The sequence below is a fragment of the Klebsiella sp. WP4-W18-ESBL-05 genome (assembly GCF_014169075.1).
GTDB lineage: Bacteria > Pseudomonadota > Gammaproteobacteria > Enterobacterales > Enterobacteriaceae > Kluyvera > Kluyvera ascorbata_B.
This window is the reverse complement of sequence record NZ_AP022057.1, coordinates 2,701,937-2,713,915: the sequence shown is the minus strand read 5'-3', so window position 1 is coordinate 2,713,915 and position 11,979 is coordinate 2,701,937. Positions and strand designations below refer to the sequence as shown.

Genomic DNA, 11,979 nt, shown 5'->3' with positions numbered 1-11,979 from the left:
ACGTAATTGTTATGCGTGTGGCATTTGTGAATCATAATGCGATCTCTGTCGCGTCAATATTCATCAAGGGGAGGCCCACGGCGCAACCGCGCTGGGACGGGCGGAAAGACACAGGGTATAATCGAAAAATCTGCGACATGTTGGGGTAAGGAAACGCATGAGTAATCTAAAAAAAACAGCGGGCGAGGGCGCGACGGGCGCCGCGTTTCATCGTGAAGAGTTTCCGTTCTACTGGATTGTTAACGTGTACGCCCGTTACACCCAAACCGTGGAACTGGCCCTGAAGAAGGTTGCGCTGGACGTCTCGCGCTTTCGTGTGCTGATGATCACGCACCAGTACGGCCAGGCGAGCATCTCGCAAATCGCCGAATACGCGCTGGCTAAAATGCCCACGGTGACCAAAATTGTCGGCCGCCTGCGCGATGACGGCCTGGTGGTTACCGCCAGCAGCCCCAGCGATGCGCGGGTAACGATGGTGATGCTAACCGAAGCCGGTCAGCAGAAAGTGGCGGAAGCTATGCCGCTGGTGGGTAAAATATTCGATAAAGGTTTTAAGGGCATGAGCCCTGGACAGGTGGAGAAAATGAACCAGTCACTGGCGAAAGTGCTGGATAATCTTAACGAACTCTGACCCTTCCTCCTCGCGATCGCAAAACTGTGACTTGCGTAGAAAATATCTATAACCAACTGTAAATAAACAATATTTACACACTGCCGTCGCGATCGCTTCGTGACGGCAGCGCCCGCCCTAATGCCCAATATTGCTTTATATTTCATCAAACTGCATAAGTAACCCTTATTATCAAAAGGTTAATGCATTGTTATTTCATAGTAAAAATAACGTGAAATATTACTTGAATATTCATCTAAATGTTCCATAGTGAAAACACGCTTATCAGGATAAAAAAGCCGCAATGACGGCGTGCCTGAATATGATTCATTTTTTCTGGTCAAGGTGTCAATGATGCAGCCAGTTTGTGAGAGCAAGGGTTTTGTCGAACGTTTTACCCTCGGTAAAGGCGATCTGCGCTTTGCCGTGAAAGATACGCTGGACGTTGCGGGGCACCGCACCCAGGCCGGTTGCCCGGCGTTGGCCCACGCGCCTGTCGCCCGGCAGCACGCCAGAGTGGTGGACATGCTGTTGCGCAGCGGCTGCGTGTTAGATGGAAAAACCGCGCTACACGAGCTGGCGTTCGGCGTGACCGGCATTAACCCCTGGGGCGGTACGCCGCTGAATCCCCATTTCCCCGCGCTGATTCCCGGCGGTTCGTCCAGCGGCTCGGCGGCGGTTGTCGCCGCCGGTGAGGTGGATTTTGCCCTTGGTACCGACACCGGCGGATCGGTACGGATGCCCGCCGCCTGCTGCGGGGTGCTCGGGCTGAAGCCCGGTTACGGCGTGTTGAGCCGTCAGGGGGTGATGCCCGCCGAGAGCTCGCTGGACTGCGTGGGCCTTTTTGCCCGTGAAGCGGACGTGCTGCGCCAGGCGCTGAATCGTCTTAACGTCACCGTTGGCGCGCCGCTGACCGCGTTACCCGACATCGCCTTTATCGCCGCCGCGCAGCCGGACATTGACGGCGAACTGCTTGCCGGTCTTTGCCGGCTGGCGGTCCACCCGCGCAGCGCCGAACTGACGCTGCTCGACGATGCTCATCGCGCCGGGCTGACCCTGATTAACTACGAGAACTGGCGCGCGCTCGGCCCGCTGCTGGCAAGCGGTCAGGTTTCTGCCGATGTTGCCAGCCGGATCCGCGCGGGGGAATCGGTCAGCGCACAGGCGTTGCAGGATGCGGAAACTGTCCGCCAGCGCTTTCGCGCGGAAGTGGATGCGCGGTTGGCCGAAACGCCGCTGCTGGCGCTGGCGACGCTGCCAGAACTGCCGCCCACGCTTGCCGAAGCCCACGATCCGCTGAGCGTGGTGAATCTTACCCGCTTAGTTCGTCCGTTTAATCTCAGCGGTCACCCGGCGTTGACGCTGCCTATGGGCGCGTTGCGCGACCGTCCAATCGCCCTACAGCTGGTCGCTCGTAAAGGCGACGAGGGGCTGCTGGTACAGGCCGCCGAGTGGCTGATGGCCCGACGACGTCACTAATCACTACCCTGTTTTGCTATCCCTGATGACTCAGTGAGTTCGACTCATTGCGGCTGCGTTCGTCCTGCGAACGGCCGCGACTACTATCCGGAGAACGCTATGTCTGCCGTCCACGTCCATGAAACGCTGGCCCCGCTGCTGAGCGAAGTTGCTTCCCGCAGCGCCGATTTTGAGCATCAACGTCATATTTCTGACGACATCATTGCCCGCTTCAAACAGGTGGGCGTTTACCGGGCGCTGGTGCCGAAAATCTACGGCGGCGACGAATGCACGCCCGCGCAGTTTTGTGAATTGATTGAACAGATAGCCACCGCCGACGGCTCGGCGGGCTGGGTAGCCAGTTTCGGTATGAGCCCGTTCTACCTTGGCGCACTGCCGGTGGAAACGTTGCAGGAACTCTATCGCGATGGCCCGGACGTGGTCTTCGCGGGCGGCATTTTTCCGACGCAGAAAGCGCGTCAGGCCGACGGCGGTTACCGGGTCAGCGGACGCTGGAGTTTTGCCAGCGGCAGTATGGGGGCGTCGGTGCTGGGAGTGGGGATTCTGCCGGACGGCGAACAGCCTCTGCCGCGCATGGCGGTGCTGCCGCGCGCCAGCGTCCAGATAGACCCGGTGTGGGATACCGTCGGCCTCGCCGGAACCGGCAGTCACGACCTGCTGGTTGACGACGCGTTTGTTCCGGACGCGTGGACCTTTATTCGCGGCGGCACGCTGAATCTGGAAGGGCCGCTGTACCGCTACCCGGTGCTGTCGCTGGCGACGCAGGTGCTCTCCGTTGTGTCGCTCGGCGTGGCCCGCGCCGCGCTTAATGAAATTTATGCCATCGCCCATCGCCAGCAGTCGGTGACCGGTGCGCCGCGTCTGGCCGACCGCCCGCAGGCGCAGATGCAGATTGCCCGCTGTGAAGCCGATCTGCGCGCTGCTCGCGCCTGGTTTTATGACGCCATTGATGATGTCTGGCAACGCCTGCTCGCCGGGGACGATCCCAGCTGCGAACAGGTCAACGCGCTACGGCTTTCTTCCACCCACGTGACGCGCGTTGCGGCTGACGTGGCGCGCCAGGCGCTGGCACTCAACGGAATGGGCGGGGTCGCCATGACCAGCCCGCTACAGCGCTACGTCCGCGACACGATGGTGATTACCCAACATGCCTTTATGGGCGACCTCTCGTATCTCAATGCGGGCACGGTCTTTTTCGGCGGTAAACCGCTGCCGGGTTACCTGTGATTGTTAATTAAGGAGCAACAAATGAGCCAATCCAACAAATTACGCGTGCTGTTTTGTATCGGCGTAAACCAGAACTTCTTTGACGCCAGCGCGGCAGAAGCCAAGCAGGTATGGGCCGCCTTCGGCGTGATGATGAAAGGGATGGAAGAGACGCCGGGAATTTCGGTTATCGGCAATATGGATGACGACCAACTGATGGTTGGCCCGTCAACGACCGCCCCGTGGACAACCTATGTGCTGGCCGATGCGCAGGCGCTGGAGAACGTCGCTGCGGTCTGCAATTTGTTCCGCACGACGCCGGTGGGCGACAGCGGCAGCAAGCTGTGGAAGTACTGCAAAATTGAAGCCCGCGTCGGGCGCGAACTGATCATTCAGGGTTAACGGAGCGCGTGATGACTTCTCAGGATGCGCTGCGCCTACAGCAGCTCGAAGATCAGCAGGCCGCGCGGGTGTGCATTAGCCAGTATATGCATCTTTGCGATCGGCTGGATGATGCCGACACCGTTCACGCTATTGGCGCACTGTTCAGCGTTGACGCCTGCTGGGAAGGCGTTGGCGAACCTTACGCCGCCCGCCTGGGGCGTCATCAGGGGCGCGAAGCCATCGTCGGCATGATGGCGGGCTATGTCCGTCAGCCAGCACATTTCGCCATGAATGCACATTTCCTGTGCTCCGAGGCGCTCAGCATCACGGCCAGCGGCGATTTGCACGGCCGCTGGCTGATGCTGCAGACCTCAGCCTTTAACGCCGGCGGGGCGCACCTTAACGCCGCCGAGCTGAACGTCACCTTTCGGCGCGAGGCGGGGGAGATGGTGATGCGTCATTTTACCACCCGCAACCTGTTTAGCCGCCCCGTAACGCACTGGCACGCCGAAGATTTACTCCCCGTGCCGGATCAACATCAGACCGTCGCAGACGTGCAGGAGAATGGACATGCAGTGTGACCACCTCATTAAGGTAAAAAATATCGATGCCGCCGCACCCGCCGCGCCGAGCCGTGAACAGATTGCCGCGCTGGTCCAGCATGACCGCGTGCATACCTCGCTGTATAACTCGGAAACGCTGTTTGGCCTGGAGCTGGACCGCATTTTCAGCAAAACCTGGGTCTGGGTCGCGCATGCCAGCGAAATCCCGGAGACGGGCAGCTTTAAGACCACTGAGATCGGCACGCAGCCGGTGATCGTGGTTCGCGACCGCAAAGGCAACGTGCACACGTTGCTTAACCGCTGCCGCCATCGTGCGGCCACCGTCTGCGAGCATCGCAGCGGTAAAACGAACAGCTTCGTTTGCCCCTACCACGGTTGGGGCTACGCGCTCGATGGCAGCCTGCGCGGCGTACCGCATCCGGAAAGCTATGCCGACCAGCTAGAAAAAGGCGAGCTAGGGCTGGTTTCGCTGCGCACCGAACAGTATGCCGGCATGATTTTCGCCACTTTTAACGAGCATATCGAACCGCTGGACGATTTCCTCGGCGCGGCGAAAAAGTGGATGGACCTGTTTATGAAGCAGGGCGCGGGCTTCCCGATCAAAACCGGCCCCGCGCACCGTTTCCGCTTTCCCGGTAACTGGAAAATTCAGCTGGAAAATACCACCGACGGCTATCACTTCCCGGTGGTTCATCGCTCATTTTTAAGCTCGGTCGATAAGCAGACCGAAGAGATGCTCAACTTTGTTGATGGCAGCGGCTACGTCGAGGATCTCGGTAACGGCCACAGCGTGATGGTGATGATCCCGGAGCTGGTGGATCTGGAGGCCAATCTGGATGCGCCGATTCCGGAGCGCTTTGTTGAGTTAGCCGATGCGCTGCGAGCTGAATATGACGAGACGCAGGTCAGGCGCATCGTACGCGCGGTCGGTGGCTCCGGTTTCAACCTCAATATTTTCCCTAACATTGCCTGTTCAATGGCCTTTTTCCGCGTCCTGCAGCCGGTATCGGTGAACGAAACCGAAATTCACCACGCGGTGATCACCATGGACGGTGGACCGGAAATGGCCAACCAGGCGCGGCTGCGCCTGCACGAGCACTTCCAGGGGCCGATGGGCTTCGGCACACCGGATGACTCTGAGGCCTGGGAGCGCGTGCAGCGCGGGGCCACCGCCGGTGACGATCTGTGGATCATGCTGAACCGTGGCCTGGCCGGTGAGTACCGCACTGACGACGGCCTGCGTAGCGACGTCAGCGCCGAAACCGGCATGCGTGCGGCCTATCAGCAGTGGAAAAAATTAATGACGGAGAACGCGTAGATGACAACCGAGGAGTCCGTACTGTTTAACGCCATCGCACTGATCAATCTGGAAGGCGATCTTCTCGATCAGGGGGAATTCGACGGCTGGCTGGATCTCTGGCTACCGGAAGGCCTTTACGTGGTGCCGATCGATCCGCAGGAGACTGATTTTAAAAACACGCTCAATTACGCCTGCGATGACCATGATATGCGCGCCCGGCGAGTGAAGCGCTTGTACAGCGGCGAGTCGATTTCAACGACCCCACGTGCGCGCACGCTGCGCACGCTATCGCGTTTCCGTCTGCTGGAGGCGGGAGAACATCAGGTGGTGGTACGCGGCGCGCAGTCGCTGTGGGAGCACCGTAAAGGGCACAGCCGCCACTATGCGGCCGATATCACCTGGCATCTGGTGCCGCAGGCGCAGGGATGGCGCATTCAGCAGAAGGTGATTCGCCTGGTCAACAGCGACGATGTGCTGCACAGCATCGGCTACATCCTGTGAGGAACCGTCCATGATGCAAACCGTATTAGTCACAGGCGCAGCCGCCGGTCTGGGCAATGTGATTGCTGGCCACCTGCTGGAGCAGGGGTTCCAGGTGGTATTGACTGACGTCGACGCGGCCCGTGCGCAGGCGGCGGCAGAAACGCTCGACAGCGACCGTGTGCTGGCGATGGGGTTGGATATTTGTCGACCGGATGATTTTACTCGTGCGCTGAGCGCTACCGAGGCGCGGTTCGGCAGCCTTCAGGTGCTGGTGAACAATGCTGCACTGACGCTGGCAACCCCGGTCATGGACATCACGGTAGACGAATTTGACCGGGTGATGACCACCAACCTGCGCGGGACTTTCGTCGGCTGTCAGACGATGGGGCGCTACTTTGCCCGTCGTGGCTATGGCCGGATTATCAACCTGGCGTCGCTGGCCGGGCAGAACGGCGGCACCGCTTCCGGGGCGCACTACGCGGCGTCGAAAGGCGGCATCCTGACGCTGACCAAAATTTTCGCCCGTGAGCTGGCCAAATCTGGCGTCACCGTTAACGCCATCGCGCCAGGGCCGATTGATTCACCGGCAGTTCACGCGCTGGTACCGGAAGAAAAGCTGGCAGGGCTGCTGCAAATGATCCCGGTTGGTGCACTCGGCGAGGCGGAATTTGTTGCCCGCGCGGTTGCGCTATTGGCAGACCAACAGGCGTCGTTTGTCACCGGGGCAACCTGGGACATTAACGGCGGGCTGTTTATGCGTTAAGGGGGAACGTCATGCTGACATTACAGATTGTTCACCGTGAGCTGCACGGCGAGGTTGTGCTCTTGACGCTGGCTCACCCGGATGGCCGGACGTTACCGGCGTTCAGTGCCGGGGCGCATATCGATGTGCATTTGAGTGACGAACTGGTGCGCCCCTATTCGCTGTGCGGCGATCCGCAGCAGCGCAATTGCTACCAGCTTGGCATATTGAAAGACCGCCAATCGCAGGGCGGGTCGCTGGCGGCGCACGCCTTGCGCGAAGGGGATGACATCCGGGTGAGCGAGCCGCGTAATCTGTTCGCCCTGGATGCGCAGGCCACACATAGCCTGTTGATTGGTGGCGGTATCGGTATTACGCCGATGCTGGCAATGGCGGAGGAGTTACGTGCCGCCGGGCGCTCATTCAGCCTGCACTACTGCGCCAAATCGCGCGCAGAGGCGGCGTTTGCCGCACATCTGGAGGCAGCGGCCTATGCGCCGCAGGTTCACATGCATTTCAGCGACGAGCAGCGAATTCACCTCAATGCGGTTTTGTGCGACGTGCCTGAGGGGACGCACGTTTACGTCTGCGGCCCTGCGCGGCTGATGGATGCCGTGAGCGAACGGGCGGCGGCGCTGGGCTATGCACCGGATCGGGTTCATCAGGAGTGCTTCAGCGCTGAGGTCAACAGCGGCGGCCAGCCGTTTGAGGTCGTGGCCGCCGCCAGCGGTATGACCGTGCAGGTGGCGAGCCATCAAACCATCGTCGAAGCGCTGGCGTTGGCGGGGCTGAAGGTGTGCGTTTCCTGTAAGCAGGGGATTTGCGGCAGCTGCCTGACGGACGTGCTGGAAGGCGAACCGGACCACCGTGACCACTATCTGACCGACGACGAAAAGGCCGACGGCGACCAGATTTTACTGTGCTGTTCCCGCGCTAAAAGCGCCCGTCTGATTATCGATCTTTGAGGATCTCGCTATGTCTCTGCAAATCGAATTTCGTAACGCCATGGCGCAGCTCGGCAGCGCGGTATCGGTGATTACCACCGATGGCCCGGCGGGCAAGTTTGGATTTACCGCCTCTGCCGTGTGCAGCGTCACCGACCAGCCGCCGACTTTGCTGGTCTGTATGAATCGTCACTCGTTTGCTCACGCGCACTTTAAGCGCAACGGCGCGCTGTGCGTCAACGTGCTCTCCAGCGAACACCAGACGCTGTCCGGCATTTTTGCCAACGCCAGCCTGCGTTCCGAGGAGCGTTTCTGCCATGACAGCTGGCAGGTGTTAGCCAGCGGCGCACCGGTGCTCCGTTCGGCGGTCGCCAGCTTCGACTGCCTGATTGATGACTGCCATGAAGTCGGCAGCCATTCGGTCTTTTACTGTCGGGTCCAGGCGATTCGCTGCAGCGAGCAGCCGCGCGGGCTGGTCTATTTTAACCGTCGCTATCACGCGGTCGGACACGAGGCATAACGTCAAGAGGGGGAACGCCGGATGAGTAATGTCGTTTCTGAAACTGCGCTCACGACCGCTGATGTGCGGCGCGATGCCCAGCAAATGCGCAAACTGGTGATGGCATCCGTATTGGGCAACGCGCTGGAATGGTATGACTTCTTTCTCTATGGAACCGCGGCGGCGCTGGTGTTCGGCCCGCTCTTTTTCCCGGTCGGCGGCGATCCGCTACAGGGCACGCTGCTGGCGTTTTCCGGGTTTGCGGTAGGCTTTCTGGCGCGTCCGCTGGGCGGCATCGTCTTTGGTCACATTGGCGATCGCTATAGTCGCAAAATGACCCTGATTATGACCCTGACGCTGATGGGGGCTACCACCTTTGTGATTGGCCTGCTGCCGACCTACGCGCAGGTGGGGATCTGGGCGCCGCTGGCGCTGATTATTCTGCGTTTCTTACAGGGCGTGGCCTCCGGCGGCGAATGGGGCGGCGGAGTGCTGATGCTGAGCGAGAACGCGCCCGCCTCGCGCCGTGGCTTTTACACCGCGTGGAGCCAGATGGGCGTCTCTGGCGGCTTCGTGCTGTCGGCCTTTGCCTTCTATCTGGTGCAGCAGCTTCCGGAGAGTGATTTTATGCGCTGGGGCTGGCGCGTGCCGTTTGTACTCAGCATCGTCATCTTCCTGGTGGGGATCTATATCCGCAAGAACATCCGTGAGAGCCGGGCTTTTGTGCAGGCAAAACCGGAAGATGGGCATGAAAAAATCCCGCTGCTGGTTATCGTGCGCGAGCACCCTAAAGCGCTGCTGCAGGCCATTGCGCTGCGGCTGCCGGAAAACGGCGCCTCCTATATTTTCTTTACCTTTTCAGTGGTGTACGCCAAACACATCGGCATCGGCACCGGTGAGATCATCAGCGCCGTGACGCTGGCGATGCTGGTAGAGTTCTTCTCGATTTTATTCTGGGGCGCGCTGTCGGATCGCATTGGCCTGAAGCCGGTTTATTACATCGGTGTTATCGGTCTGCTGGTGATGGCGTTCCCCTTCTTCTGGCTGCTTTCCACCGGCAGCTACCCGGCAATTATGCTGGCCATGTTCCTCGGTCTGCCGGTCTGTCACGGCGCGATGATTGGCACCCAGCCGTGCATCATGAGCGATCTTTTTCCGGTGCGCGTGCGCTATTCCGGACTGGCGCTGGGCCATGAGGTGGGGTCGATCTTTTCAGGCGGGCTGGGCCCGATGCTGGCGGTCGCGCTGCTGATGGCCTTCGATGCGTCGTGGCCGGTCTCTCTGCTGCTGGTGGGCTATGCGCTGCTGGCGTGGGCGGCGCTGATCGGCCTGCCTGCGGCGAAATCACAACCTGTTCATGCTGGAGTCACGGATGTTAACGATTGAATCACTGACCTGCTGGCTGGTGGACATTCCCACCGTTCGCCCGCACAAGCTGTCGATGGCGACGATGGGCTGCCAGACGCTAACCCTGGTGCGGATGCAGTGCGCTGAGGGCGTAGTCGGCTGGGGCGAAGCCACCACCATTGGCGGCCTGAGCTACGGTGCGGAAAGCCCGGAGGCCATTCGCTCGGCGATGGAAACTTACCTGGCGCCGCTGCTCTGCGGGCAGCGGTTTAGCGGCGTGGCGTCGCTGGCCGAGAAGATGAACGCCAGCGTAAAGGGCAATACGTTCGCCAAATCGGCACTGGAAACGGCGTTTCTTGATGCGCAAGGGAAGCTACTGGGTCTGCCGGTGAGCGCGCTGCTCGGCGGCGCGCTGTGCGAACGTCTTCCGGTGCTGTGGACGCTGGCCAGCGGCGATACCGGTAAAGATATCGAAGAGGGCAAACGCCTGCTGGCGGAAGGGCGGCACGATACCTTCAAACTGAAAATTGGTGCCCGATCGCTGAAAACCGATATCGCCCATGCGCTGGCGATTAAGGCGGCGTTGGGCGATGCGGTAAGCGTTCGCGTGGACGTCAATCAGGCGTGGGATTTTACTACCGCCGTTAACGGAATGCGTCAGCTTCAGGACGGCGGTATCGATCTGGTCGAGCAGCCGATTCCGCTATGGGACCGCGCCGGACTGATTGCCCTGAGCCAGCGCTTTACGCTGCCTGTCCTTGCCGATGAGGCGGTCGCGACCGGTCACGATGGCTATGCGTTGGCCAGCGGCGGCTTCACCGGTGCCTACGCCTTAAAAATCGCCAAAGCCGGCGGCCCGGCGCAGGCGCTTAAGCTTGCGCACATCGCGCAGGCCGCCGGTGTGGCGCTGTACGGCGGCACCATGCTGGAAGGCACGCTCGGCACGGTTGCGTCGCTACACGCCTGGTCGACCGTCAACCTGCAGTGGGGGACCGAGATGTTTGGCCCGCTGCTGCTGAAAGACGACGTCGTGACGCAGCCGCTGTCGTTCAGCGACGGGCAGGTCACCCTGCCGCAAGGGCCTGGCCTGGGCGTCGAGATTGATGAAGAAAAACTGCGTTATTACGCCCGACATTAAAGGATATTCGCATGCTGTTTAAAGTTGAAATGACCGTCAATATTCCGCCGTCGCTACCCGCTGAGCAGGTCGATGAGATCAAAGCGCAAGAAAAGGCTTACTCCCAGCGCCTGCAGCGCGAGGGGAAGTGGCTGCATATCTGGCGGGTCGCCGGGCTGTACGCCAACGTCAGCATTTTTGACGTGGCGGATAACCAGGAACTGCACGATCTGTTAACGGCGCTACCGCTGTATCCGTTTATGACGATCGTCGTGCAGCCGCTGTGCCGTCATCCCTCGTCAATTCACTAACAACACACCTTACCCTACAAAAAAAGAGGAACACGCAATGTCCGTTAATCCTGCAAAACAGAGCGAACTGGAGTCTTTGCTGGCGATCAGCAGCGGCCTGAATGCCGAACTCGGCAACGACCGTTTTAAAGCCATTATGCATCAGGTACTGAGCGACCTGTGCCAGACCATTAAGAAATTTGATATCAGTGATGAAGAGTTCTGGCTGGCGGTGAACTATCTCAACGCGCTGGGCGAGCGTAAAGAGGCCGCGCTGCTGGCCGCCGGGTTGGGACTGGAGCATTACCTCGATATGCGCGCGGACGAAAAAGAGGCGGCCGAGGGTCTTGATGTGGGCACGCCGCGCACGATTGAAGGGCCGCTGTACGTGGCCGGCGCGCCGCTCAGCAAAGGATTTGCGCGAATGGACGACGGCAGCGAGGCGGGGGAGCCGATGTGGCTGCACGGGCGGGTGACCCGTCACGACGGCCAGCCGGTGGCGGGGGCGATCGTGGACATCTGGCACGCCAATACGCTCGGCGGCTATTCGTTCTTCGATCAATCACAAAGCGAATATCACCTGCGTCGGCGGGTTGAAACCGACGCCGAGGGGCGCTATGCCGTTCGCAGCATCGTACCGTGCGGCTACGGCTGCCCGCCGGATGGCCCAACGCAGAAGCTGCTCAACCAGTTGGGCCGTCATGGGAATCGCCCGGCGCACGTGCACTTCTTTGTTTCCGCGCCGGGATACAAGCACCTGACCACGCAGATTAACCTCAACGGCGACGCCTACCTGTGGGATGATTTTGCCTTTGCCACGCGCGAAGAGCTGATCGCCGATCCGCTGAAAATCACCGACGGCCAGCTGGCGCAGGCGCGCGATATTCCTGTGCCGCACACCGAGGTCAGCTTCGACTTCGTGCTGGTGGCCGCCACGCAGCGCGATGAAGAACAGCGCGGTAAACGCGCGCGCGTGATGGAGTAAACGAGGACGGCGCGCGGGCTGCGCGCGCCG

Annotated in this window: 14 protein-coding genes; all 14 read left to right on the top strand. The window is 60.4% G+C overall.

Features of this window, described 5'->3' with window-relative positions; all coding sequences use genetic code 11:
- Window positions 1–157: 157 nt before the first annotated feature.
- The gene (locus tag H7R58_RS13130) at window positions 158–631 is read left to right on the top strand and encodes a MarR family winged helix-turn-helix transcriptional regulator (RefSeq protein WP_106930304.1); all 474 of its coding nucleotides are present in this window, start codon (window positions 158–160) and stop codon (window positions 629–631) included.
- Window positions 632–964: 333 nt separating this feature from the next.
- Entirely contained in the window at window positions 965–2,089 is a 1,125-nt protein-coding gene (locus H7R58_RS13125) for an amidase (RefSeq protein ID WP_182930617.1), read from the top strand.
- 99 nt (window positions 2,090–2,188) lie between these two features.
- Window positions 2,189–3,316, top strand: coding sequence for an acyl-CoA dehydrogenase family protein (locus H7R58_RS13120; protein ID WP_106930300.1), 1,128 nt, complete (start codon window positions 2,189–2,191; stop codon window positions 3,314–3,316).
- Window positions 3,317–3,337: 21 nt separating this feature from the next.
- A complete protein-coding gene (locus H7R58_RS13115; RefSeq protein ID WP_106930298.1) occupies window positions 3,338–3,697 on the top strand; it encodes an IacB protein in 360 nt (119 codons plus the stop codon).
- Window positions 3,698–3,708: 11 nt separating this feature from the next.
- A complete protein-coding gene (locus H7R58_RS13110) occupies window positions 3,709–4,260 on the top strand; it encodes a nuclear transport factor 2 family protein (RefSeq protein ID WP_106930296.1) in 552 nt (183 codons plus the stop codon).
- Entirely contained in the window at window positions 4,250–5,560 is a 1,311-nt protein-coding gene (locus H7R58_RS13105; RefSeq protein ID WP_197974857.1) for an aromatic ring-hydroxylating oxygenase subunit alpha, read from the top strand. Before H7R58_RS13110 ends, H7R58_RS13105 begins: the two co-directional genes overlap by 11 nt.
- Window positions 5,561–6,043: an aromatic-ring-hydroxylating dioxygenase subunit beta gene (locus H7R58_RS13100; RefSeq protein WP_106930292.1), complete on the top strand. Its 483-nt coding sequence runs from the start codon at window positions 5,561–5,563 to the stop codon at window positions 6,041–6,043.
- 10 nt (window positions 6,044–6,053) lie between these two features.
- Complete coding sequence (locus H7R58_RS13095) at window positions 6,054–6,788, top strand: SDR family NAD(P)-dependent oxidoreductase (protein WP_106930290.1); 735 nt, start codon at window positions 6,054–6,056, stop codon at window positions 6,786–6,788.
- An 11-nt stretch (window positions 6,789–6,799) separates the two neighbouring features.
- Complete coding sequence (locus H7R58_RS13090) at window positions 6,800–7,732, top strand: PDR/VanB family oxidoreductase (RefSeq protein WP_182930442.1); 933 nt, start codon at window positions 6,800–6,802, stop codon at window positions 7,730–7,732.
- 10 nt (window positions 7,733–7,742) lie between these two features.
- Window positions 7,743–8,231, top strand: coding sequence for a flavin reductase (locus H7R58_RS13085; RefSeq protein ID WP_106930286.1), 489 nt, complete (start codon window positions 7,743–7,745; stop codon window positions 8,229–8,231).
- Between the two features lie 21 nt (window positions 8,232–8,252).
- A complete protein-coding gene (locus H7R58_RS13080; protein ID WP_227674199.1) occupies window positions 8,253–9,596 on the top strand; it encodes an MFS transporter in 1,344 nt (447 codons plus the stop codon).
- Window positions 9,583–10,695 carry a muconate/chloromuconate family cycloisomerase gene (locus H7R58_RS13075; protein ID WP_106930282.1) on the top strand — a complete coding sequence of 371 codons (1,113 nt, stop codon included), beginning with the start codon at window positions 9,583–9,585 and terminating at the stop codon, window positions 10,693–10,695. The genes H7R58_RS13080 and H7R58_RS13075 overlap by 14 nt, the downstream gene beginning before the upstream one ends.
- An 11-nt stretch (window positions 10,696–10,706) precedes the next feature.
- Window positions 10,707–10,985 carry a muconolactone Delta-isomerase gene (gene catC / locus H7R58_RS13070; RefSeq protein ID WP_182930443.1) on the top strand — a complete coding sequence of 93 codons (279 nt, stop codon included), beginning with the start codon at window positions 10,707–10,709 and terminating at the stop codon, window positions 10,983–10,985.
- 37 nt (window positions 10,986–11,022) lie between these two features.
- Entirely contained in the window at window positions 11,023–11,949 is a 927-nt protein-coding gene (catA, locus tag H7R58_RS13065; protein WP_182930444.1) for a catechol 1,2-dioxygenase, read from the top strand.
- Window positions 11,950–11,979: the final 30 nt, after the last annotated feature.